Source organism: Pseudomonas sp. X10 (assembly GCF_054889225.1).
Window position 1 is genome coordinate 1,163,728 of record NZ_CM142677.1, and the last position, 22,328, is coordinate 1,186,055.

Annotated in this window: 20 protein-coding genes and 1 pseudogene; 12 read left to right on the top strand and 9 right to left on the bottom strand. The window is 62.0% G+C overall.

Going from position 1 to position 22,328, the window contains the following annotated elements; all coding sequences use genetic code 11:
- Positions 1 to 35: 35 nt before the first annotated feature.
- A complete protein-coding gene (gene pyk, locus ACYU03_RS05455; RefSeq protein ID WP_461888660.1) occupies positions 36 to 1,487 on the bottom strand; it encodes a pyruvate kinase in 1,452 nt (483 codons plus the stop codon).
- Between the two features lie 194 nt (positions 1,488 to 1,681).
- On the opposite strand from pyk, the gene ACYU03_RS05460 reads away from it, so the two are divergent.
- From ACYU03_RS05460 to sbcB, 3 genes are all read left to right on the top strand, one after another.
- Positions 1,682 to 2,068, top strand: coding sequence for a tetratricopeptide repeat protein (locus ACYU03_RS05460; protein WP_461888662.1), 387 nt, complete (start codon positions 1,682 to 1,684; stop codon positions 2,066 to 2,068).
- A gap of 123 nt (positions 2,069 to 2,191) precedes the next feature.
- On the top strand, positions 2,192 to 2,551 hold the full coding sequence (locus ACYU03_RS05465) for a PilZ domain-containing protein (RefSeq protein WP_461888664.1): 360 nt from the start codon (positions 2,192 to 2,194) through the stop codon (positions 2,549 to 2,551).
- Between the two features lie 60 nt (positions 2,552 to 2,611).
- Positions 2,612 to 4,042 (top strand): exodeoxyribonuclease I, encoded by a 1,431-nt coding sequence (gene sbcB, locus ACYU03_RS05470; RefSeq protein ID WP_461888666.1) that lies wholly within the window; start codon positions 2,612 to 2,614, stop codon positions 4,040 to 4,042.
- A gap of 68 nt (positions 4,043 to 4,110) precedes the next feature.
- Here sbcB and mvaT read toward each other — a convergent pair whose 3' ends face one another.
- Positions 4,111 to 4,488, bottom strand: a complete 378-nt coding sequence (mvaT, locus tag ACYU03_RS05475; RefSeq protein ID WP_461888668.1) for a histone-like nucleoid-structuring protein MvaT — start codon at positions 4,486 to 4,488, stop codon at positions 4,111 to 4,113.
- A gap of 311 nt (positions 4,489 to 4,799) precedes the next feature.
- On the opposite strand from mvaT, the gene purU reads away from it, so the two are divergent.
- Both purU and ACYU03_RS05485 read left to right on the top strand, forming a co-directional pair.
- Positions 4,800 to 5,651 (top strand): formyltetrahydrofolate deformylase, encoded by an 852-nt coding sequence (gene purU / locus ACYU03_RS05480; RefSeq protein ID WP_461888670.1) that lies wholly within the window; start codon positions 4,800 to 4,802, stop codon positions 5,649 to 5,651.
- A gap of 15 nt (positions 5,652 to 5,666) precedes the next feature.
- Complete coding sequence (locus ACYU03_RS05485; protein WP_461888672.1) at positions 5,667 to 5,897, top strand: hypothetical protein; 231 nt, start codon at positions 5,667 to 5,669, stop codon at positions 5,895 to 5,897.
- Here ACYU03_RS05485 and ACYU03_RS05490 read toward each other — a convergent pair.
- From ACYU03_RS05490 to ACYU03_RS05510, 5 genes and pseudogenes are all read right to left on the bottom strand, one after another.
- On the bottom strand, positions 5,806 to 6,795 hold the full coding sequence (locus ACYU03_RS05490; RefSeq protein ID WP_461888674.1) for a lysylphosphatidylglycerol synthase transmembrane domain-containing protein: 990 nt from the start codon (positions 6,793 to 6,795) through the stop codon (positions 5,806 to 5,808). The two genes, ACYU03_RS05485 and ACYU03_RS05490, sit on opposite strands and share 92 nt — an antisense overlap.
- Positions 6,792 to 7,565, bottom strand: coding sequence for a DUF2334 domain-containing protein (locus ACYU03_RS05495; RefSeq protein ID WP_461888676.1), 774 nt, complete (start codon positions 7,563 to 7,565; stop codon positions 6,792 to 6,794). Before ACYU03_RS05495 ends, ACYU03_RS05490 begins: the two co-directional genes overlap by 4 nt.
- Positions 7,558 to 8,649 (bottom strand): glycosyltransferase family 4 protein, encoded by a 1,092-nt coding sequence (locus tag ACYU03_RS05500; RefSeq protein WP_461891399.1) that lies wholly within the window; start codon positions 8,647 to 8,649, stop codon positions 7,558 to 7,560. Before ACYU03_RS05500 ends, ACYU03_RS05495 begins: the two co-directional genes overlap by 8 nt.
- Positions 8,650 to 8,935: 286 nt before the next feature.
- On the bottom strand, positions 8,936 to 9,700 hold the full coding sequence (locus tag ACYU03_RS05505) for a methyl-accepting chemotaxis protein (protein WP_461891400.1): 765 nt from the start codon (positions 9,698 to 9,700) through the stop codon (positions 8,936 to 8,938).
- A 93-nt stretch (positions 9,701 to 9,793) separates the two neighbouring features.
- Positions 9,794 to 10,810 (bottom strand): annotated as a pseudogene (locus ACYU03_RS05510) (HAMP domain-containing protein); the annotation flags it as partial.
- Positions 10,811 to 10,975: 165 nt separating this feature from the next.
- Here ACYU03_RS05510 and ACYU03_RS05515 point away from each other — a divergent pair.
- Complete coding sequence (locus ACYU03_RS05515; RefSeq protein ID WP_461888677.1) at positions 10,976 to 12,451, top strand: helicase HerA-like domain-containing protein; 1,476 nt, start codon at positions 10,976 to 10,978, stop codon at positions 12,449 to 12,451.
- Positions 12,452 to 12,629: 178 nt separating this feature from the next.
- Here ACYU03_RS05515 and ACYU03_RS05520 read toward each other — a convergent pair whose 3' ends face one another.
- Positions 12,630 to 14,102 carry an inorganic phosphate transporter gene (locus ACYU03_RS05520; protein WP_461888679.1) on the bottom strand — a complete coding sequence of 491 codons (1,473 nt, stop codon included), beginning with the start codon at positions 14,100 to 14,102 and terminating at the stop codon, positions 12,630 to 12,632.
- Between the two features lie 294 nt (positions 14,103 to 14,396).
- Positions 14,397 to 14,597: a hypothetical protein gene (locus ACYU03_RS05525; protein WP_461891401.1), complete on the bottom strand. Its 201-nt coding sequence runs from the start codon at positions 14,595 to 14,597 to the stop codon at positions 14,397 to 14,399.
- Between the two features lie 701 nt (positions 14,598 to 15,298).
- Here ACYU03_RS05525 and pcaR point away from each other — a divergent pair.
- From pcaR to ACYU03_RS05555, 6 genes are all read left to right on the top strand, one after another.
- The gene (pcaR, locus tag ACYU03_RS05530) at positions 15,299 to 16,174 is read left to right on the top strand and encodes a pca regulon transcriptional regulator PcaR (RefSeq protein WP_461888681.1); all 876 of its coding nucleotides are present in this window, start codon (positions 15,299 to 15,301) and stop codon (positions 16,172 to 16,174) included.
- A gap of 277 nt (positions 16,175 to 16,451) precedes the next feature.
- On the top strand, positions 16,452 to 17,795 hold the full coding sequence (locus ACYU03_RS05535) for an aromatic acid/H+ symport family MFS transporter (RefSeq protein ID WP_461888684.1): 1,344 nt from the start codon (positions 16,452 to 16,454) through the stop codon (positions 17,793 to 17,795).
- Between the two features lie 295 nt (positions 17,796 to 18,090).
- Positions 18,091 to 18,951: a CoA transferase subunit A gene (locus tag ACYU03_RS05540; protein WP_461888685.1), complete on the top strand. Its 861-nt coding sequence runs from the start codon at positions 18,091 to 18,093 to the stop codon at positions 18,949 to 18,951.
- A complete protein-coding gene (locus tag ACYU03_RS05545) occupies positions 18,948 to 19,727 on the top strand; it encodes a CoA-transferase subunit beta (protein ID WP_461888687.1) in 780 nt (259 codons plus the stop codon). Before ACYU03_RS05540 ends, ACYU03_RS05545 begins: the two co-directional genes overlap by 4 nt.
- Positions 19,724 to 20,929: a 3-oxoadipyl-CoA thiolase gene (gene pcaF, locus ACYU03_RS05550; protein ID WP_461888689.1), complete on the top strand. Its 1,206-nt coding sequence runs from the start codon at positions 19,724 to 19,726 to the stop codon at positions 20,927 to 20,929. The genes ACYU03_RS05545 and pcaF overlap by 4 nt, the downstream gene beginning before the upstream one ends.
- 106 nt (positions 20,930 to 21,035) lie before the next feature.
- A complete protein-coding gene (locus ACYU03_RS05555; RefSeq protein WP_461888691.1) occupies positions 21,036 to 22,325 on the top strand; it encodes an MFS family transporter in 1,290 nt (429 codons plus the stop codon).
- The last annotated feature ends 3 nt before the right edge of the window (positions 22,326 to 22,328 follow it).

Here is a 22,328-nt window from a genome sequence, read left to right on the forward strand (position 1 = left end):
GCTCCTACAGTTTTAGCGCTAGTCTGTCAGACGCTTCAGATCAGCGGATCACCCACGTGCAGGATCTTCATGCCGTTGGTGCCACCGATGGTGTGGTAGCTGTCGCCCTTGGTCAGGATGACCCAGTCACCTTGTTGCACCAGGCCACGCTGGAGCAGTTCGTCGACGGCTGCTTCGCTGACCTTCTCCGGTGGCAGTGCCGCCGGGTCGAAGGCGATCGGGTAGACGCCACGGAACATCGAGGCCCGGGCCTGGGTGGCGCGGTGTGGCGACAGGGCAAAGATCGGCACCGAGGAGCGCAGGCGCGACATGATCAGCGGGGTATAGCCACTTTCGGTGAGGGCGATGATCGCCTTGACGCCCGGGAAGTGGTTGGCGGTGTACATCGCCGCCAGGGCGATGCTTTCGTCGCAGCGCTCGAAGCGGGTGTGCAGACGATGGCTGGACTTCTGGCTGGTCGGGTGCTTTTCGGCGCCCTGGCAGATGCGGGCCATGGCCTGGACTGCTTCGATCGGGTAGGCACCGGCGGCGCTCTCGGCCGACAGCATCACCGCGTCGGTGTTGTCGAGCACGGCGTTGGCCACGTCGGACACTTCGGCACGGGTCGGCATCGGGTTTTGGATCATCGACTCCATCATCTGGGTCGCAACGATCACCGCCTTGTTGTTGCGGCGGGCGTGCTGGATGATCTTCTTCTGGATGGCGATCAGCTCGGCGTCGCCGATTTCCACACCCAGGTCGCCACGGGCAACCATGACCGCGTCACTGGCGGCGATCAGGCCGTCGAGGGTCTCGTCATCGGCCACGGCTTCGGCGCGTTCGATCTTGGCCACCAGCCAGGCGCTGCCGCCGGCTTCGTCGCGCAGGCGGCGCGCGTATTCCATGTCGCTGGCGTCACGCGGGAAGGAGACGGCCAGGTAGTCCAGGTCCATTTCCGCGGCCAGCTTGATGTCGGCCTTGTCTTTCTCGGTCAGGGCTGGAGCGGTCAGGCCGCCACCCTTGCGGTTGATGCCTTTATGGTCCGACAGCGGGCCGCCGATCAGCACCACGCAGTGCAGGGCATCTTTAGTAGCGGTTTCGACGCGCATGACCACGCGGCCGTCGTCGAGCAGCAGTTCGTCACCGACGCCGCAGTCCTTGACCAGGTCGGGGTAGTCGATGCCGACGATGTCCTGGTTGCCTTCGGTCAGCGGGTGGGCGGTGGAGAAGGTGAATTTGTCACCGACCTTGAGCTCGATGCGCTTGTTGCTGAACTTGGCGATGCGGATCTTCGGACCCTGCAGGTCGCCCAGCAGCGCGACATGGCGGCCGAGACGGGCGGCGATCTCACGGATCAGGCGGGCGCGGGACTTGTGCTCGTCCGGGGTGCCGTGGGAGAAGTTCAGGCGCGCGACATCCAGGCCGGCAAGGATCAACTGTTCGATCACTTCCGGCGAGTTGCTGGCGGGGCCCAGGGTGGCGACGATTTTGGTACGGCGGATGGTCATGCACAGACTCCTATAGTGAAGCGCAGCGAAAGGCTACTCCTCAATTGAGCTGTAGTCATTGTTCCGTTGCACTACCTTGAACGGCGACAGGGTGGCGTTTGACCTGCCGTCGCGCACGTGCGCCAGCGCTTGCAAAAGCCTGTGAAGATTTGCAGGGCGAGGCCGATACACTGCTCAGTAAAGGAGATATTCCCATGCGAGCCTTGATCGTTTTAGCCATGGCGGCCAGTGTCGTCGGCTGTACCCGCTGGTCCATGGACCATCATCTGAACAATGCCTACCGCGCCTATGACCGTGGCGATTGCGAGCGTGTGATGCTCGAGCTGTCGCAGGTCGACCGGACCAGCCGCGCGCGGCCGTTCATCCATCCGGAAGTAGCGCTGCTGCGTGGCCAGTGCCTGGAGCGGCAGAAGCTCTACGTGGATGCCGCGCAGACCTACCGGTACCTGATCCAGCGCTACCCGCAGAACGAGTATGCCTACCGCGCCAAGGCCCGCCTGCAGACCCTCGAGCAATTGGGCCATTACCGCAGCGGTGGGCCTGCCGTGGCGGGGCCAGCGACCACCAGTCCTTGGCGTTAATATTAAAGTATGCGGATCACCTGCGACGCGAGGGAGGGGCTGGGCTAATCTGTTACTTGACTGTAACGATCAACGCCAGCGCCTCGTCTTCCTGGCATCCGGGTACGGACAGCGAGTGCGATCATGTTTACCGAGCGCCACATCGAACGCCATCAACTCCCTTTCTTCCTCAGGGTCTTCAACCGTTACACCGGTCGGCCGATTGGCTACCTGGGCAATGTGTCCGAAGACGGCCTGATGCTGATCAGCCAACTGCCGGTACTGGTTGGCCCGGACTTCGAACTTCAGCTCAAGGTGCCGGTGCGTGACGGCAACTGGCAGGTGATCGACCTGACCGCCAGTTGTCTGTGGTGTCGGGAGGATCAGACGCCTGGGCACTACGACTCGGGGTTCATGTTGTTGCAGGCGCCGCGTGAGTACGATGAGCTGGTGCGTGCCCTGCGCGATTACTTCAGTTTCCGGCCATTGAACGCCTCGGCGTGAGGCTGGCCCTGGAGCGCGAGTCGCCCTAGACTCTGGTCGACCTTTCTACAGGAAGACCCCGTGAGCTCCAGCATCTTCTGGCACGACTACGAAACCACTGGCATCAACCCACGTTGCGATCGCCCCCTGCAGGTCGCGGGTGTGCGCACCGATCTCGAGCTCAACGAGATCGAGGCGCCGATCAGCCTTTACTGCCGTCCTTCCGACGATATCCTGCCGCACCCGATGGCCTGTTTGGTCACGGGCATCACCCCCGAGCAACTGGCCAGCCAGGGCTTGGGTGAGGCCGAGTTCATGACCCGAGTGCATGCCGAACTGGTACGTCCGGGCACCTGTGGCGCCGGCTACAACACCTTGCGTTTCGACGACGAGGTCACTCGGTACAGCCTCTACCGCAACTTCTTCGATCCCTACGCCCGGGAGTGGCAAGGCGGCAACAGCCGCTGGGACCTGATCGATGTGGTACGCACGGCTTACGCTTTGCGTCCGGAGGGCATCGTCTGGCCGCAGCAAGATGGGCGCACGAGTCTGCGTCTTGAGTTGCTCAGCCAGGCCAACGGTATCGACCACGGGCATGCCCATGAGGCCCTGTCCGACGTGCGGGCGACCATTGCTCTGGCCCGACTGATCCGACAGAAGCAACCGAAACTCTATGATTGGCTGTTCCAGTTGCGCAGCAAGCACAAAGTGATGGAGCAGATCCGCCTGTTGCAGCCTCTGGTACATGTTTCCGGACGCTTTTCCGCCGAGCGCAATTACCTGGGGGTGGTGTTGCCGCTGGCTTGGCATCCACGCAACCGCAATGCCCTGATTGTTTGTGACTTGCATCTGGAAAACCTGCCGTTATTGCGGGAAAGTGCTGATGAGTTGCGTCAGCGTTTGTACACGCGACGTGAGGAATTGTCTGAAGGGCAATTACCAGTGCCGCTGAAGTTGGTACATATCAACCGCTGCCCGGTGTTGGCTCCCTTGTCGGTGTTGCGCCCTCAAGACCAACAGCGTCTGGGGGTGGATATGTCGTTGTACCAATCACGCGCCGAGCAGTTGGCTAATCAGCAGGCCCTTTGGCAGGAAAAGCTCAAGGTGATTTACAGTGGCGATGAATTCGCGCCCAGTGAGGATCCGGAACAACAGTTGTACGACGGTTTCCTGGGCGACCGGGACCGTCGCTTGTGCGAGCAAGTGCGTAATGTAGAACCCGGGCAATTGGCCCAGGGGCAATGGATGTTCGATGACGAGCGCTTGCCAGAGCTATTGTTCCGTTACCGCGCACGAAACTTCATCGAAACCCTGGATGAACAAGAGCGACAACGTTGGCTTACCTTCTGCCAACAGCGCCTGAGCGATCCGCTGATGGGGGCGCCGAATACCCTCGGTGACTTCGAACAGGCCTGGCAGAGCAGTTGGGCCGGGGCGGACGAGGCCCAGCGCCAGGTACTGGACGCCTGGCAACGGCATGTCCAGCAATTGAAAGTGCAGTTGAAACTCTGAGTACACTGAAAAAGAAAAACGCCAGCAAGCTGGCGTTTTTCTTGATGTCGCGTGATACGACGAGGTGATTAACCCAGCAGGGTCGCCCAGCCTTCAACCACATCGCCACCCCATTTGGCTTTCCACTCTTTCAGGGTTTTGTGGTTGCCACCCTTGGTTTCAATCACTTCGCCATTGTGCGGGTTCTTGTATTGCTTGACCTTGCGCGCGCGCTTGGTGCCAGTGGTTTTAACTGCGCCGCGTGGGGCCTTGCTCAGTTTGGCATCCGGGTCGAGCAGGGCAATCACATCACGCAGGGATTTCGAGTACTCGCCCATCAGCGCGCGCAGTTTGCCTTCGAACTCCAGTTCTTTCTTCAGCTTGTCGTCTTGCGACAGGTTCGCCAGGCGGGCCTGAAGTTCCTTGATAGCTTCTTCGGTGGCGCGGTACTCGTTGATCAGGGACATAATGCGATCCTTGTTGAATAAAAGGTCAGAGAGACAGTAGGCCAATAATAGTCAGGCACTAGACTCAAGTAAACAATTAAAACGGCAATTAACCTGTTGCCTGACTGGTGACAAGATATTTTTTGGTTAAGAAAAATTTACATAATCTGTAGGACAAATTCTCGCGAACTTTGTCGGGCGTGCCCTGCGGCTCGCTCGTGGACCAGATTCGCGGCACCGGAACCGCAAGGCGGGCGACAGGCGATGGTTACTGCAGTTTTTCCGCCTACTCGCTAGAATGTGCGCCTTTGCGAAGTTCTGGAGTCCTTTTCATGCGCACCTACCGACTGGTGATTGCGTGCCCCGACCGCGTAGGCATCGTGGCCAAAGTCAGTAATTTCCTGGCGTCCTACAATGGCTGGATCAATGAGGCCAGTCACCACTCCGATGAGCAGAGTGGCTGGTTCTTCATGCGCCATGAAATCCGCGCCGAGTCCCTGCCGTTCGACATCGAAGCCTTCCGCGAGGCTTTCGCGCCTATCGCTGAAGAATTCTCCATGGATTGGCGGATCACCGATTCCGAGCAGAAAAAGCGTGTGGTGCTGATGGCCAGCCGTGAATCCCATTGCCTGGCCGACCTGCTGCACCGCTGGCACACCCGGGAGCTCGACTGCGAGATTCCCTGTGTAATCTCCAACCATGACGACCTGCGCAGCATGGTCGAGTGGCACGGCATCCCGTTCTTCCATGTCCCGGTCGATCCGAAGGACAAGCAGCCGGCCTTCGCCGAAGTGTCGCGCCTGGTCAAGGCGCACGGTGCCGATGTGGTGGTGCTGGCGCGCTACATGCAGATCCTGCCGCCGCAGCTGTGCCAGGAATATGCCCAGCAGGTGATCAATATCCACCACAGCTTCCTGCCATCTTTCGTGGGTGCCAAGCCTTATCACCAGGCTTCCCTGCGTGGTGTGAAGCTGATCGGCGCCACTTGCCATTACGTCACTGAAGAGCTGGACGCCGGTCCTATCATCGAGCAAGACGTGGTTCGCGTCAGCCACAGCGACAGCATCGACGACATGGTCCGTTTCGGCCGTGATGTCGAGAAGATGGTCCTGGCCCGTGGCTTGCGCTATCACCTGGAAGACCGCGTGCTGGTCCACGGCAACAAGACCGTGGTGTTCAACTAAGGGCAGGGCGAGCAGATGGCCGACCCGAGAGACAAGGCCGGGGCCAAGGCGCCGCCCACCTTGGGTGAAGGCTGTCTGGCCCGTTATGACCCTGAGGCCCTGAGTGAGGACGACGGCACTGAGTTTCCCGGTGCCGCCGAACTTTGGCAGCAGCTCAACCCGCCTGTCGCCAGCGCTCCAGCAGCGGACGCGCCAGCAGGCAGACGAACACCGGGCCGCCCGCGAGCAAATAGAAGTAATAAGTGACCGCGCGCCAGATCAGAATGGCCGCGGCCGCGGTCGAGCTGCCCACCAGCGGCGCCAGTAGGGTCGCCGACGTCAGCTCGGCGGCACCGGCGCCACCCGGTAGCAGGCTGAATTGGCCTGCGCTGAACGAAAGCATTTGCACCAGAAAGCTCGGCACCCACTGCAACTCCACGCCCAATCCCCGCAACACGAGATACAGCACGCTATAGCGCAGGCTCCAGTGCAAACACGTCAGGGTGAAAACCAGGGCTAGGGTGCGCTTGGGCAAGCGCCAGGTCTCGGCCAATGCGCGAAAGAAATGCAGCAGTTTGCGCGTCCAGCGTTGGCGTCGCCGCAACGACACGCCCAGCCGCCGCAGCAGCCTGCCATTGAAACGCAGCATACCTCGTCGATAGCGCAGCAGGGCAACGAGCCCGGCCAGCACCGAGCAGAGCAGCAGGGCGCTGCTCAGCAGCATGGCTTCCTGGCTGCGGCCCAGGCTGTGGAACAAGGCGTAGCCGGCAATGGCGAGCATCGCGCAGAAAAAGAACAGCAGGTCGTTGAGCTGGTCCATGGCGAACACCGCGCCACTGCGGGCCGGGCCAATGCGCTCGCGGGCGAGCAAGGCCATCAGGGTCAGCGGGCCGCCACTGCCACCGGGCGTGGTGCAGATGGCGAACTCGGTGGCCATGACCACGCCGAGGCTTCTGACTCGCCCCAGTCGCGCCCCTTGCTGGCCGAGCAGCAGCCGCAGGCGGATGGCGTTGATGATCCAGCACAGCAGGATCATGCCCAGCAGCACCATCATCAGGCCTGGTGCGAAGGTTTGCAGGCGCGGCAGTAGCTCGCTGCCTCCGAGCAAGGCGGGCACCAGCAGGGCGAACAGCAGTGCCGCCCCAAGCCATGCCAGGCGCCTCATGCGGTGGTCCTGCTGTCCAGCCATGCGGATTTGGTCAGTGGTGCGCGTCCCTCTGCGAGCATGCTTTGCAAGGTCTGCAACCAGTAGTTCCGTGACAGGGCGTGGCGCATGTCCACTGGGTGCAGGCCCAGGCGCAGGGTCTCGGCCCCTTTCAGGCGCTGGTATCGCCAGTCGCAGACTAGCCGCGAGAGGCCGCGTCGCCAGGCGCTACGTGCACTCCAGACCAGGCCTGGGGCGGCAATGGCAGTGAAGTCCGGCAGGCGGTACAGATGTTGCGGTGTGCTGGTGTAGCGCAGGGGCAGGCTGCGCAGGGCCTGGCGTGTCCCTTCGCTCATCAGCCAGGCTGGCGCGACGAAGCCGGCCAGCGGCCAGCCCTGTCGCTCGAACAGGGCCATGCCCGCTTGCAGGCGAAGCAACGCCTGCGCTTGGTCCAGGCCGTAGAACTCACCCTCATGGGTATAGATACGGCGCATGAAGTACTCGCTGGGGCTGCGCGGTGGTGGGCTTTCGTCGGCATGGTAATAGCCATGCAGGGCCAGTTCATCACCCTGCGCCAGGCGCCGTTCGAGCAGGCGGCAGAAGGTGGGCGAGCGGCTCAGCGCATTGCGCCGGTGGAAGTCCGGCACCACCAGCCAGGTCATAGGGACCTGGCCCAGCGCATCGACCGCTGCGACGAAAGGCTGGTAGTCCGGCCAGGTCTCGGGCGCGACATCATGCAGCACCAGCATCAGGCTACGTGCCGGCGCTGCAGTGCGAGTGCCCTCAGCCATGGGCCCACACTCGCGGCTGGTGGCCGAGCACCGCCTGGTAATGGCCGAGCAGGCCGTTGACCACGCTGTCCCAGGAGTAGTGCTGTTCCACATGGCGGCGAGCCTGGGCGCCGAGATTACGCACGTCGGCCTCGAAGACCTCGCGCACCGCTTTGGCCATGGCTTGGCCGTCGTTGGGCTGGCACAGCCGGCCACAGTGCTCATTGACGATTTCGCCGAAGGCTCCGGCGGCGACGGCCACCACTGGCGTGGCGCTGGCCATGGCCTCAAGGATGACCAGGCCGAAGGTCTCTTGGTCGCCAGCATGCACCAGCAGGTCGGCGCTGGCGAGCAGGCGGGCGACCTCATGGGCAGGGCAGAAGTGGTCGATCACGCTGACGTTGTCTGGTACCGAAACCGGCATGTGCGAGCCCACCAGCAGCAGGTGATAGTGCCGTCCCAGGTGCTTCATGCAATCGAGCAGCACCGGCAGGTTCTTTTCCCGCGATCCACGGCCGGCGAAGACCAGCAGCCGGGTGGTGTCGGGAATGCCCAGTTCGGCGCGCAGGTGCGGGTCGCGGTGTTCGGGGTTGAACGTGCCCAGGTCTACGCCCAGCCGCTGCACATGGACATTGTCGATACCCAGGCGGCGCAACTTGTCCGCCATGACTTGGCTCGGCGCCAGAACCCTGTCGAAGTTGCCGTACAGCTTGCTGACGTAGGCCTCGACATTGGGCGTGAACCAGTTGCCCATCCGGTTGCTGACCAGTAGCGGCAGGTCGGAATGATAGAAACCGATGACCGGTACATTGAGCTGGCGCCGCGCATCCAGGGCGGCCCAGGCGGTCAGGTAGGGATCGCCCACTTCGATCAGGTCCGGCTGCAGGTTGCGCAACACATGGCACCAGGGCGCCAGGCGTACCGGGAAGCGGTAGCCGTTGCCGAAGGGCAGGGCTGGCGCCGGCACTTGGTAGATACCGTTGGCATGGGTGGCACTGGCGCCGGGGATCAGCAGGCTGTGGCGAACGCCGATCATGGCGTCGAGGCGGCGGTGTTTGGCATCAAGATAAGTACGTACGCCGCCGCTTGCGGGGGCGTAGAACATGGTGATGTCAGCGATGTGCACGATCAGCGTCCCTCCGAGATCGTCTTCAGGTCTGTCATCCGGCAGTGCTCTGCCGACGATGACGCGCCTAAAGGTTGACCTTCAGTAAGGATAGTTTGTTCGATCGGTCTGGAGGGGCGGGCCAGGGGGCCTGCATTCCGCTGCGAGGCACTGCTCTGCAGCGGTTGGAGGCGGTTTCAGTTGGCGGTTCAACTTGTCGAGAGAAGGGCCCGGTGCGCGGAGGTGCACGTTACCGGGCCACTAGTTTGATCCACCTGCAACGCAGTCAGATACGGAAGCTGCCGACCAGGTGTTTCAGGCGGGTGGCTTGCTGTTCCAAGTCGGCGCAGGCGCGCAGGGTCGACTGCAGGTTCTCGACGCCTTCTTGGTTGAGCATGTTGATTTCGTTGATGTCCATGTTGATCGAGTCGACCACGGCGGTCTGCTCTTCGGTAGCGGTGGCCACCGACTGGTTCATGCCATCGATCTCGCCGATGCGCTGGGTCACGCTGTCCAGGCGTTCGCCGGCCTGGTTGGCGATCTCCACGCTGTCCTGGCTGTGGCGTTGGCTCTGGCCCATGGTGTCGACCGACTCGCGGGCACCGACCTGCAGTTCCTCGATCATGTTCTGCACTTGCTGGGCCGATTCCTGGGTGCGATGGGCCAGGTTGCGCACCTCGTCGGCGACTACGGCGAAGCCACGACCGGCTTCCCCGGCGCGGGCGGCTTCGATGGCAGCGTTGAGCGCCAGCAGGTTGGTCTGCTGGGAGATGCTAGTGATGACTTCGAGGATCTGGCCGATGTTCACGGTCTTGTTGTTCAGGGTCTCGATGTGCGCGCTGGAAGTGCAGATGAGGTCCGACAGTCGGTTCATCGCCTGGATGTTGCGCTCCACCACCTGCTGGCCTTCCTCGGCCAGGTGCCGTGCGGAGCTTGCGTGCTGTGAGGCTTGGGCGGCGTTATGAGCGATTTCCTGGGCGGCGGCGCCCAGTTCGTTGATCGCCGCCGCGACACTGTTGGTGCGGTTGGCCTGCTCATCGGAATTGGCCATCGATGAGTTGGAGGCGCTGATCACCCGCAGGGCGACTTCGTTGACCTGCTCGGTGGCCGAGGACACTTCGCGGATCGAGCCGTGGATGCGTTCGACGAAGCGGTTGAAGGCACTGCCGAGGATGCCGAATTCGTCGTGGTTGTGGATGCTCAGGCGCTTGGTCAGGTCGCCCTCACCTTCAGCGATATCTTCCATGGCGCGGGTCATGGTGTGCAGCGGCTGCATCAGCGCACGGATCAGCAGACCGAGCAGGGCGATGATGATGACGATGGCGACCAAGGTGGCAATGATCGCGGAGGTGCGGAAGTCACTGAGCATCGAGTAGGCCTTTTCCTTATCCACCGACAGGCCGATATACCAGTTGGCGGAAGGCAGGCCCTTGATCGGGGTGAAGGTCATCAGGCGGGTCTGGCCGTTGACTTGCAGCTCGGTCAGGTCGTTCGACAGCTTCGGGGTATTCTGCGGGAACTGGTCTGCCAGCGACTTCATCACCAGGTCCTGGTCCGGGTGCACGAGGATCTTGCCCTGGTCGTTGACCAGGAAGGCATAACCCATGCCGCCGAAGTTCAACGAGTTGATGATCTGCACCAGCCCGTCCAGGGCCAGGTCACCGCCCACCACGCCGATACTGCGTGAGACATTGCTGAGAATGCCGATCACCATCTTGTTGGTGGTCAGATCGATATAGGGTTCGGTGAGGATCGCCCCGTTAGCGCTCATGCCGTCCTTGTACCAGGGGCGTATGCGGGGGTCGTAACCGTCGGGCATCTTGGAATCTGGACGGACGATGAAACTGCCGTCGACCCCGCCCATATAAACGGTGAGGAAACTTGAAGTCAGGGCATCCTGCCCCATCAAGGTGGCGGCATTGTCTGGAGATTGCGCGATGTTTTGCGCCAGGTTTTCCACCAGTTTGATACGCCCGTCGAACAGGTTGCGGATATTGGTCGACGTGGAGTTGCCCATTTCTTCGAGATAACTTTCCAGGTCGGCGCGAATCGCATTACGCTGCAAGTAATCGTTGTACAAGGTGAACAGGATGAAGGCGAGCATCACGATGAGTGATGCAGCCAAAAGAATCTTGTGACTGAAGCGAAGGTTTTTGTTCATGGCGTATCGGGTCCGCTAAGGTCTTTTATCGGGTCGTTCGCACGAAGCGCAGCTTGAAAACAGTGCAATTCCCGTGGTCCTTTCGGGTTTTCCTGTCTTTCCAGTGAATTTCACGACGGGGTATCGGCCGTTACGCTGTAAAGCTTGAGCAGAGGATGAAAAAACATGTCTGATTCATCGCAAATCGTCCTGGGCGCCGATCTGGCGGGCCAGGCCGTGAGCCAGGCCATGCGCCTGGCCAACCGGCACGGCCTCGTGGCGGGTGCCACCGGCACAGGCAAAACCGTCACTCTGCAGCACCTGGCGGAGGTGTTCAGCGATGCCGGGGTCGCGGTGTTCGCCGCCGACATCAAGGGTGACTTGTGCGGCCTGGGCGCGGTGGGCGTGCCGCAAGGTAAGGTGGCCGAGCGCATTGCCGGCATGCCGTGGCTGGAGCACCGGCCACAGGCCTATCCGGTCAGCCTGTGGGACATCGATGGCAAATCGGGCCATCCCCTGCGCACCACGATCAGCGAAATGGGACCGTTGCTGCTGGGTAACCTGCTGGAACTGACCGACAGCCAGCAGGCGGCGCTCTATGCGGCGTTCAAGGTGGCTGACCGCGAAGGCCTGTTGCTGCTCGACCTCAAGGACCTCAAGGCATTGCTGGGGCACCTCAAGGACAACCCGCAACTGCTGGGCGAGGATGGTGCACTGATGACCAGCGGCTCGACCCAGGCCCTGCTGCGCCGCTTGGCGATCCTCGAGCAGCAAGGCGCCGAAGCGCTGTTCGGCGAACCGGCCCTGCAACTGGAAGACCTGCTGCGCCCGGATGCCGACGGCCGCGGGCGCATTCACCTGCTGGATGCCAGCCGCCTGGTGCACGAGGCGCCCAAGGTCTATGCGACCTTCCTGCTGTGGCTGCTGGCTGAGCTGTTCGAGCAATTGCCGGAACGTGGCGATGCCGATAAACCGGTGCTGGCACTGTTCTTCGACGAGGCGCACCTGTTGTTCAACGGTACGCCGAAGGCTTTGCAGGATCGTTTGGAACAGGTGGTGCGGCTGATCCGCTCCAAAGGGGTAGGGGTCTATTTCGTGACTCAATCGCCCAGTGACTTGCCCGATGCGGTCTTGGCGCAGTTGGGCCTGCGTATTCAGCATGGCCTGCGCGCCTTCACCGCCAAGGAACAGAAATCGCTCAAGGCCGTGGCCGATGGTTTCCGTCCCAACCCGGCGTTCGATACCTTGTCTGTACTGACCGAGCTGGGCATCGGCGAGGCGCTGGTGGGAACCCTGCAGGACAAGGGCACGCCGGAGATGGTCCAGCGCGTACTGATCGCACCGCCGCAATCACGGATCGGCCCGCTGACCGAGGCGGAACGCAGCGCATTGATCAGCGCCTCGCCGCTTGCCGGTCGCTACGACAAGCCAATCGACCGAGAGTCTGCCTATGAAATGCTCACTGCCCGCAAGGGCGAGCTGGCAGAGGCGGGCAAGACACCGAAGGCCGGCGAGGAAAGCATTGCTGATAAAGCTGGTGAGTTCCTGCAGAGCGCAGCCGGACAGGCGATCAAGTCGGCGGTGCGTCAGGCGGCGAACCAACTGGGACGGCAACTGGTGCGGGGGGTGATGGGCTCGTTGCTCGGCGGCAAGCGGCGTTAGGGGGCAGGACGGTCACCTTCCTGCAGTCGACATTAAGACATCTGTCGTATGGTTTGGGGCCACTGCGCGCTCCATCGCGACACAAGGCCCACACACAAGGCAAGCCCTCTGTGGGGCGGCCTTGTATCGCGATGGGCTGCGTAGCAGCCCCACCTGAAGGCACTCCAGCTTATAAAGCTCAGCCGATGGACTTGGAGGCCAGCCAGAACAGACCGGCCGCCAGGCCCATGGATGCTGGCAGGGTCAGGACCCAGGCCAGCAGGATGGTCTTGACGGTGCCGCCTTGCAGGCCGCTCTTGTTGGCGACCATGGTGCCGGCAACGCCGGACGACAGCACATGGGTAGTAGAGACCGGCAGGCTGAAGATGTTGGCCATGCCGATGGCACAGGCAGCGGTGATCTGCGCCGACATGCCCTGGGCGTAGGTCATACCTTGCTTGCCGATCTTCTCGCCAATGGTCAGTACCACGCGCTTCCAGCCGACCATGGTGCCAAGGCCGAGGGCCAGGGCGACGGCGAGGATCACCCAGAAGGGGGCGTACTCGGTGGTGGCGGTCAGGTCACGGCGCAGTTTGTCCAGGTCGGCCCGCTCACGGGCATTCAGACCTGGCAATTTGCCGACCTTCTTCGCCGTGTCATCCAGACAGAGCAGGTAACGGCGCACTTCCACGCGCTTTTCCGAGGACAGCGAGTGGTAGTCTCCAACGCCCTTGAGCGATTCTTGCAGCGCGGTGATGGTCGGCTCTGTCTGTTGCGGATTGCAGCTGAACTGCTCCGGCAGATCGCCTGGCGCGGCCTTGCCCAAGGCGAGGAACTCGCCGAGGGTGGCTTCGTTGCGCTGGTAGAACTGGCTCAGGTGCAAGGTAGCGTCGCGGGTCCGCTCGATCTGGTAGGTGGTGCTGCGCAGGTCCAGGACGAACTGCGCCGGCACGATACCGATCAGTACCAGCATGATCAGACCGATGCCCTTCTGGCCGTCGTTGGAGCCGTGCACGAAGCTCACGGCCATGGCGGAAATCACCAGCACCAGGCGGTTCCAGAAAGGAGGGTGCTTCTTGTCATCGAGCTTGCGGCGCTGCTCCGGAGTCTTGTGCATCTTCGACAGCGGGCGCCACCACTTCAGGGCGATCAGCACCAGGGCTGCCACGGCGAAGCCGGCCAAGGGCGAGAACACCAGCGACATGGCGATATCGATCGCCTTCTGCCAGTTGACCCCGTCACCTAATGGAATGTCGTTGAGCACGGCATTGGCCAGGCCGACACCGAGGATCGAACCGATCAGGGTGTGCGAGCTGGATGCCGGGATACCGAAGTACCAGGTGCCCAGGTTCCAGGTGATGGCCGCAGCTAGCAGGGAAAAGACCATCGCCAGGCCATGACCGGTATTCACATTGATCAGCAGTTCGACCGGCAGCAGGTGGACGATGGCATAGGCCACGCCGACACCGCCGAGCAGAACTCCGAGGAAGTTGAACACGCCGGAGAAGAACACGGCCAGGTGCGGTGGCATGGCTTTGGTATAGATGACTGTAGCTACCGCGTTGGCGGTGTCATGAAAGCCATTGATGAACTCGAAGGCGAGCACGAAGGTCAAGGCGAGCACCAGGCTCACCAGTACCCAGGCATCAAGTCCGCTGAATAAATCGATCATGAAGGTTTTCTGACCCGGTCATAAGGGGGCGCGATTATGCCAGAAAACCATGGCAATCGATGCACGTGTTGCCGACTGATTGAACATGAGTGCGTCACCCAAACGGGGGGGAGGGGACGCTTCCTCAAGGGTAAATGTCGGTCAAGATCAGTGAAAATTCAGGAAAAGCACAAAAATCTGTCGGCTTTACCGTTTATCGAATATTTCAAACGACCGTATGAAATTTGTGAAATTCCTTTACATCGATGTAAGGACTGTAATGATCGATCATTCGTACTAGTGGCTACTGGCTATTCACGGTTTTTCGCTGTGCAGTTCCTTTTCTATCTTTTCCAGTTCCTGGGCAAAGGCTTGGTCCAGGATGCTGGCACGCTTGCGCCAGGGTTTGCGTTCCGGGTCTGGTTGGGCGGCATAGGTGGTGACTTCACCACCATAAACTTCCTTGTAACGTTGTTCCTGACGCTCGAGTTCCGCGCGCAGTTCATCTTTCGTCACAGTATTACCTGAATTGTTGAAGTTGACCCTGGCATCGACATGCATATCAATAGGCATGCGGCTACGCCACCAGGGCGACATTCGCTGTCGCAGCAACAGTGTTGTTGGGGTGCAAGACGCTCTGAAACGTGTGGGATGGCTGAACCAACTGCACCAGGCTCGCTAAGCCGATCCGCAGTCGTGCAAACTCCTTGCATCCTCGACCGCATAATGGATCAGGGCCAGCGGGGTTCATTATAGCAATCAACTTGCCGTTGGCCATCATCCGGTATTGTTGCTGGTACGACAGTATGAAGTTGTTCGCATAACAAGCAGATGATGACAGCGTGGCCACTCTTGGGAGTTGGAGCCGACCGCTTCGAAAAAAGTTCTGCTGTTCGCTTAAGACAGCTGTTGCTGGTTTGGGGCCGCTATGCGCACCATCGGGCCACAAGGCCGCTCCTCAATGGGCTGCGTCGCTAGGTAAATACGTAGCTCACTGCGGTTCAAGTGAACAGCATTACGGAGCGGGGCGGGGAAATGAAAAACGGCCTTGCGGGTGGCAAGGCCGTGCCTGGGACTTCTACGGTGGGTACCTGACCAGTCTCTCCAAGAAGCCACATAGTGGCATGAGAAAGGTATAAGCAAATAGGGTATCGGTCAATTGCGATTATCGGCCGTTGGTTCGATAATCGAACAAGTGACTGTTGTCGAGGTTAGCCATGAGTGAAGAAATACAGCCCAAAGTGCCTGCATCGAACGAGCTGGAACGCAGTGCCTTTACTGCCCTGGCGCCGCCTATCGTGGCGTCGCCGGCCAAGCGTATCCAGGCATTTACCGGTGATCCGGATTTCATGACCTCTCTCGCCCGTGGCCTAGCGGTGATCCAGGCGTTCCAGGAGCGCAAGCGCCACCTGACCATCGCCCAGATCAGCCACCGCACCGAGATTCCCCGGGCGGCTGTACGGCGTTGCCTGCACACCTTGATCAAGCTGGGGTACGCCACCACCGATGGCCGTACCTATTCCTTGCTGCCCAAGGTGCTGACCCTGGGCCATGCCTACCTGTCGTCCACGCCGCTGGCGGTGTCCGCCCAACCCTACCTGGACCGTATCAGCGACCAGCTACACGAGGCCGCCAACATGGCGACCCTGGAAGGCGACGACATCCTTTATATCGCCCGTTCGGCCACGGTAGAGCGCTTGATCTCTGTCGACCTTTCAGTGGGTGGACGTCTACCGGCCTATTGCACCTCGATGGGCCGCATCCTCCTGGCGGCACTGGATGACGCCAGCCTCCACGAATACCTGGAGCGCGCCGACATGAAGGCCCGCACCAGCCGTACCATTCATGAGCCCCAGGCTCTGCTGGCCTGTCTGCAGCAGGTGCGTGAGCAAGGCTGGTGCGTGGTCGACCAGGAACTGGAACAGGGCCTGCGCTCGATTGCCGTACCGGTGTACGACGCGTCCGGGCAGGTACTGGCTGCCCTGAATGTCAGTACCCATGTCGGCCGGGTCAGCCGTGGCGACCTGGAGCAGCGTTTCCTGCCGATCATGCTGGCGGCCAGCCGCGACCTTTGCGCCCAGTTGTTCGCCTGACGGCATTTTCCTGTTCGATAAACGCACAGTGTCGCGTTTATCGAATTGCGTCCGCTTCGCCTGCTTATTAATGTCCTTTGCAGCGGCCGGCTCGTCCCGGCCGGACAATAACAACACGCGTGAGGCACCCTCATGATCGACATCCGCTCGCTGCCGCGGCCGCACCCGCTTGCAGCGTTGGCCTACCCAGGCTGAGCGCCAGCCACGAAACCCCTTTTGATCCCTGTGCCTCTCGCGTGTACAGCGCCCACCTGCGCGCGTTTCTTGGATAAGAACAATGAACAAGCCTCAATCTGTCGGAAACTGCCTTGATGTGCAGTCCTTTATCAATGACCAACCACTGTCCCGCTATCAGTGGCGGGTGGTGATCCTGTGCTTCCTTATTGTCTTCCTCGATGGCCTGGACACTGCGGCCATGGGTTTCATCGCCCCGGCGCTGTCCCAGGACTGGGGCATCGACCGCGCCAGCCTGGGCCCGGTGATGAGCGCTGCGCTGATCGGCATGGTTTTCGGCGCCCTGGGTTCCGGCCCGCTGGCTGACCGCTTCGGTCGCAAGGGTGTGCTGGTCGGTGCCGTGCTGGTGTTCGGTGGGTTCAGCCTGGCTTCGGCCTATGCCGGCTCGGTCGATCAATTGCTGGTGCTGCGCTTCCTGACCGGCCTGGGACTGGGGGCGGGAATGCCCAACGCCACCACGCTGCTGTCTGAGTACACCCCGGAGCGTCACAAGTCGTTGCTGGTGACCAGCATGTTCTGTGGTTTCAACCTTGGTATGGCCGGTGGCGGCTTCATCTCCGCCAAGCTGATTCCCATGTTCGGCTGGCACAGTCTGCTGCTGATCGGTGGCGTGCTGCCGCTGATTTTGGCTGTGGTGCTGATGGCCTGGCTGCCGGAGTCGGCGCGTTATTTGGTGGTACGCAACCGGGGCACGGACAAGGTGCGCAAGACCCTGGCCCCCATCGCCCCGGCGGTGGTCGCCCAGGCGGGTAGCTTCAGCGTGCCGGAACAAAAGGTGGTGGCGGCCCGCAACGTCTTTGCCGTGATCTTCTCCGGCACCTACGGCTTGGGCACCTTGTTGCTCTGGCTGACCTATTTCATGGGTCTGGTGATCGTGTACCTGCTGACCAGTTGGCTGCCGACCCTGATGCGTGACAGCGGCGCGAGCATGGAGCAGGCCGCGTTCATCGGCGCGTTGTTCCAGTTCGGTGGGGTGCTCAGCGCCGTGGCGGTCGGCTGGGCCATGGACCGTTTCAACCCGCACAAGGTCATCGGTATCTTCTACCTGCTGGCCGGGGTGTTCGCCTACGCGGTAGGGCAGAGCCTGGGCGATATCACCTTGCTCGCGACCTTGGTGCTGATCGCAGGCATGTGCGTCAACGGCGCGCAATCGGCCATGCCATCACTGGCGGCACGTTTTTACCCGACCCAGGGCCGTGCCACTGGGGTGTCCTGGATGCTCGGTATCGGGCGCTTCGGGGCCATCCTCGGCGCCTGGATCGGCGCGACCCTGCTGGGCCTGGGCTGGAATTTCGAGCAGGTGCTGACCGCACTGGTAGTGCCGGCCGGGCTGGCGACCGTGGCGGTGGTGATCAAGGGCTTGGTCAGTCATGCGGATGCGACCTGAGCAAAGAGGACACTCTATTGGTAGGAGGCAGCGTCAACTGGTGATGGCTGCGCAGCGGCCTTGCTCCGGCACTGGCAAGGCTGTGCCTTGTATCGCCAACTGGCGCTAGCCCTTGCTCATCTCGCGTCGTCCGCAAGGGAATACATAGCACAACAACAATTTGTTCGATAATCGCACGGATAGTCGATTATCGGATTGAAAGAGTCCCACCAGTCTCCTTAATCTGAGCTCAACGCGGCGTTGCTCGCAACGTCCTGCTCAACCGACCTCGACTCAGCCTGACCAGGAGTCTCCCATGGCAGCAATCCTCTCGCTTCACGACGCAGTGAAGCAGTTCATCCAGGATGGCGACAGCATCGCCCTCGAAGGTTTCACTCACCTGATCCCGACTGCGGCCGGCCACGAGATCATCCGCCAAGGCAAGAAAGACCTGACCCTGGTGCGCATGACCCCGGACTTGATCTATGACCAGCTGATCGGTGCCGGTTGTGCCCGCAAGCTGATCTTCTCCTGGGGCGGCAACCCTGGCGTGGGCTCGCTGCACCGCCTGCGCGATGCGGTCGAGAAGCAGTGGCCGCATGCCATGGAGATCGAGGAACACAGCCACGCCGACCTGGCCAACGCCTATGTCGCCGGCGCTTCCGGCCTGCCGTTCGCCGTGCTGCGCGCCTACGCGGGTTCCGACCTGCCGAAGGTCAATCCGCTGATCAAGAGCGTGACCTGTCCGTTCACTGGCGAGGTCCTCGCTGCAGTGCCTTCGGTACGACCGGATGTCACCGTGATCCATGCCCAGAAGGCTGACCGCAAGGGCAACGTGCTGCTCTGGGGCATCCTGGGCGTGCAGAAGGAAGCGGCCCTGGCCGCCAAGCGCTGCATTGTCACCGTCGAGGAAATCGTCGATGACCTGCAGGCGCCGATGAATGCTTGTGTCCTGCCGAGCTGGGCCCTGAGCGCGGTATGCCTGGTGCCGGGCGGCGCACACCCATCCTACGCCCACGGTTACTACGAGCGCGACAACCGCTTCTACCAGGACTGGGACCCGATCGCCCGCAGCCGCGAGGCCTTCACCGCCTGGATCGACACCTACATCCGTGGCACCGCTGACTTCAACGCATACAAGGCCAAGCTGGCCAACGCTTCGGAGGCCGCACAATGAGCTACTCCACCAATGAAATGATGACTGTCGCCGCCGCCCGTCGCCTGCGTAACGGTGCTGTCTGCTTCGTCGGCATCGGCCTGCCGTCCAAGGCCGCCAACCTGGCGCGCCTGACCTCCTCGCCAGACGTGGTATTGATCTATGAATCCGGCCCGATTGGCGCCAAGCCGAGCGTCCTGCCGCTGTCCATCGGTGATGGCGAGCTGGCGGAAACCGCCGACACTGTGGTGCCCACCGGCGAGATCTTCCGCTACTGGCTGCAGGGCGGGCGTATCGACGTCGGCTTCTTGGGCGCGGCCCAGGTCGACCGCTTCGGCAACATCAACACCACCGTGGTCGGTGACTACCACCAGCCCAAGGTGCGCCTGCCTGGTGCTGGCGGTGCGCCGGAGATCGCAGGTTCGGCGAAGCAGGTGCTGATCATCCTCAAACAGTCGTCGCGTGCCTTTGTCGACAAGCTCGATTTCATCACCTCGGTCGGCCATGGCGAAGGCGGCGATTCGCGCAAGCGCCTGGGGCTGCCGGGCGACGGCCCGGTCGGCATCATCACCGACCTGTGCATCATGGAGCCGGAAGCCGGCACCCATGAGTTCGTGGTCACCTCGATCCACCCGGGCGTGACCCGTGAGCAGATCGTTGCCGCCACCGGCTGGCCGATCCGCTTCGCCGATACGGTCGAGACCACTGTCGAGCCTACCGAGGTCGAGCTGACCGCGCTGCGTGACCTCGAAGCGCGTACCGCAGCAGCTCATGGCCAGGCGCCAGGAGAAGCATGATGCGCGACGTATTCATCTGTGATGCCATCCGTACCCCTATCGGCCGCTTCGGCGGCGCCCTGGCCAGTGTGCGTGCCGACGACCTGGCGGCTGTGCCGTTCAAGGCGCTGATCGAGCGCAACCCGTCGGTGCAGTGGGACCAGCTCGACGAAGTCTTCCTCGGCTGCGCCAACCAGGCCGGTGAGGACAACCGCAACGTGGCGCGCATGGCGCTGCTGCTGGCCGGTTTGCCGGAAAGCGTGCCGGGGGTGACCCTCAACCGCCTGTGCGCTTCAGGTATGGATGCCATCGGCACTGCGTTCCGGGCCATCGCCAGTGGCGAGATGGAGCTGGCGCTCGCCGGTGGCGTCGAGTCGATGTCGCGTGCGCCCTTCGTCATGGGCAAGGCCGAGAGCGGTTACTCGCGCAACATGAAGCTTGAAGACACCACGATCGGCTGGCGCTTCATCAACCCTTTGATGAAAGCCCAGTATGGTGTCGATGCCATGCCGCAGACCGCCGACAACGTGGCCGACGACTATCAGGTATCGCGTGCCGATCAGGACGCCTTCGCCCTGCGCAGCCAGCAGCGTGCCGCCCAGGCCCAGGCCGCCGGCTATTTCGCCGAGGAAATCGTGCCGGTGCGCATCGTCCACAAGAAGGGCGAGACCTTGGTCGAGCGCGATGAACACCCGCGTGCCGACACTACCTTGGAGGCCTTGGCCAGGCTCAAGCCGGTCAACGGCCCAGACAAGACCGTCACCGCAGGCAACGCCTCGGGCGTCAACGATGGTGCTGCCGCGCTGATCCTCGCGTCGGCAGAGGCAGTGAAGAAGCATGGCCTGACCCCGCGCGCCCGCGTGCTGGGCATGGCCAGTGCCGGCGTGGCGCCACGGGTCATGGGCATCGGCCCGGTGCCGGCGGTGCGCAAGCTGACTGAGCGCCTGGGGCTGGCCGTCAGCGACTTCGACGTGATCGAGCTCAATGAAGCCTTCGCCAGCCAGGGCCTAGCCGTGCTGCGCGAACTCGGCGTGGCCGATGACGCGCCACAGGTCAACCCCAACGGCGGTGCCATTGCCCTGGGCCATCCCCTGGGCATGAGCGGTGCGCGCCTGGTGCTGACCGCCTTGCACCAGCTTGAGAAAAGCGGTGGGCGCAAGGGGCTGGCAACCATGTGCGTAGGCGTTGGCCAAGGCCTGGCGCTGGCCATCGAGCGCATCTGAGGCAAAGACGCCGGCGGGCAGTGCAGCCCGCCGGCGGCTGTGATGGGGGAACGGAGTGTTACTAATTGTGTCTAGACTTGCAGTGACCCTCCAGGAGTAAAACCGCATGACTTCAGCCTATTACACCGGGGAAGAGCGCAGTAAGCGCATCTTCGCCATCGTGGGTGCCTCTTCGGGCAACCTTGTGGAATGGTTCGACTTCTACGTCTATGCCTTCTGCGCTATCTACTTCGCCCCGGCGTTCTTCCCTTCCGACGACCCAACCGTACAACTGCTCAATACCGCCGGGGTATTCGCCGCCGGCTTCCTGATGCGACCGATCGGTGGCTGGCTGTTCGGCCGGGTAGCTGACCGCCATGGCCGCAAGAACTCATTGATGATCTCGGTGCTGATGATGTGCGCCGGATCCCTGGTGATCGCTTGCTTGCCGACCTACGCCAGCATTGGCGCCTGGGCGCCCGCGCTGCTGTTGCTGGCGCGTCTGTTCCAGGGATTGTCGGTGGGCGGCGAATACGGCACTACGGCGACCTACATGAGCGAGGTGGCGTTGCGTGGCCAGCGCGGCTTCTTCGCCTCCTTCCAGTACGTGACCTTGATCGGCGGCCAGTTGCTGGCCGTGTTGGTGGTCGTGATCCTGCAGCAGATGCTCAGCGAAGACGAGCTGCGCGCCTGGGGTTGGCGCATTCCCTTCGTGGTGGGGGCGGTGGCCGCGCTGATCTCGCTGATGCTGCGTCGTTCGCTGGAAGAAACCAGCAGCGCCGAAACCCGCCAGAACAAGGAGGCCGGCACCATCAGTGGCCTGTTCCGCAACCACGCGGCGGCGTTCATCACTGTGCTTGGTTACACTGCTGGCGGTTCGCTGATCTTCTACACCTTCACCACCTACATGCAGAAGTACCTGGTCAACACTGCCGGGATGAACGCCAAGAACGCTAGCTTCGTGATGACTGGCGCGCTGTTCCTCTACATGTGCATGCAGCCGTTCTTCGGCATGCTTTCCGACCGTATCGGCCGGCGTAACTCGATGCTGCTGTTCGGCGCCCTGGGGACCCTGTTCACTGTGCCGCTGCTGATGGCCTTGAAGACGGTCAGCAGCCCGTTCCTGGCCTTTGTGCTGATCACTCTGGCCCTCTGCATCGTCAGTTTCTATACCTCCATCAGTGGCCTGGTCAAAGCCGAGATGTTCCCGCCCCAGGTGCGCGCCCTGGGCGTTGGCCTGGCCTATGCCGTGGCCAATGCCGTGTTCGGCGGTTCGGCCGAATACGTGGCCTTGGGCTTGAAATCCCTGGGAATGGAGAACACCTTCTATTGGTACGTGACGGCCATGATGGCGGTGGCCTTCCTGTTCAGCCTGCGGCTGCCGAAACAGGCGGCGTACCTGCATCACGATCATTAAGGA

Excerpts from the sequence above, each read along its gene's own strand:
- purU (WP_461888670.1), top strand. The coding sequence starts at position 4,800 with ATGCGCACCTACCGACTGGTGATTGCGTGCCCCGACCGCGTAGGCATC.
- ACYU03_RS05545 (WP_461888687.1), top strand. The coding sequence starts at position 18,948 with ATGAGCTACTCCACCAATGAAATGATGACTGTCGCCGCCGCCCGTCGC.
- ACYU03_RS05485 (WP_461888672.1), top strand. The coding sequence starts at position 5,667 with ATGGCCGACCCGAGAGACAAGGCCGGGGCCAAGGCGCCGCCCACCTTG.
- ACYU03_RS05460 (WP_461888662.1), top strand. The coding sequence starts at position 1,682 with ATGCGAGCCTTGATCGTTTTAGCCATGGCGGCCAGTGTCGTCGGCTGT.
- ACYU03_RS05505 (WP_461891400.1), bottom strand. The coding sequence starts at position 9,700 with ATGGCCAATTCCGATGAGCAGGCCAACCGCACCAACAGTGTCGCGGCG.
- ACYU03_RS05515 (WP_461888677.1), top strand. The coding sequence starts at position 10,976 with ATGTCTGATTCATCGCAAATCGTCCTGGGCGCCGATCTGGCGGGCCAG.
- pcaR (WP_461888681.1), top strand. The coding sequence starts at position 15,299 with ATGAGTGAAGAAATACAGCCCAAAGTGCCTGCATCGAACGAGCTGGAA.
- pyk (WP_461888660.1), bottom strand. The coding sequence starts at position 1,487 with ATGACCATCCGCCGTACCAAAATCGTCGCCACCCTGGGCCCCGCCAGC.
- ACYU03_RS05495 (WP_461888676.1), bottom strand. The coding sequence starts at position 7,565 with ATGGCTGAGGGCACTCGCACTGCAGCGCCGGCACGTAGCCTGATGCTG.
- pcaF (WP_461888689.1), top strand. The coding sequence starts at position 19,724 with ATGATGCGCGACGTATTCATCTGTGATGCCATCCGTACCCCTATCGGC.
- ACYU03_RS05465 (WP_461888664.1), top strand. The coding sequence starts at position 2,192 with ATGTTTACCGAGCGCCACATCGAACGCCATCAACTCCCTTTCTTCCTC.
- mvaT (WP_461888668.1), bottom strand. The coding sequence starts at position 4,488 with ATGTCCCTGATCAACGAGTACCGCGCCACCGAAGAAGCTATCAAGGAA.
- ACYU03_RS05535 (WP_461888684.1), top strand. The coding sequence starts at position 16,452 with ATGAACAAGCCTCAATCTGTCGGAAACTGCCTTGATGTGCAGTCCTTT.
- ACYU03_RS05500 (WP_461891399.1), bottom strand. The coding sequence starts at position 8,649 with ATGTTCTACGCCCCCGCAAGCGGCGGCGTACGTACTTATCTTGATGCC.
- ACYU03_RS05520 (WP_461888679.1), bottom strand. The coding sequence starts at position 14,102 with ATGATCGATTTATTCAGCGGACTTGATGCCTGGGTACTGGTGAGCCTG.
- ACYU03_RS05555 (WP_461888691.1), top strand. The coding sequence starts at position 21,036 with ATGACTTCAGCCTATTACACCGGGGAAGAGCGCAGTAAGCGCATCTTC.
- ACYU03_RS05490 (WP_461888674.1), bottom strand. The coding sequence starts at position 6,795 with ATGAGGCGCCTGGCATGGCTTGGGGCGGCACTGCTGTTCGCCCTGCTG.
- ACYU03_RS05540 (WP_461888685.1), top strand. The coding sequence starts at position 18,091 with ATGGCAGCAATCCTCTCGCTTCACGACGCAGTGAAGCAGTTCATCCAG.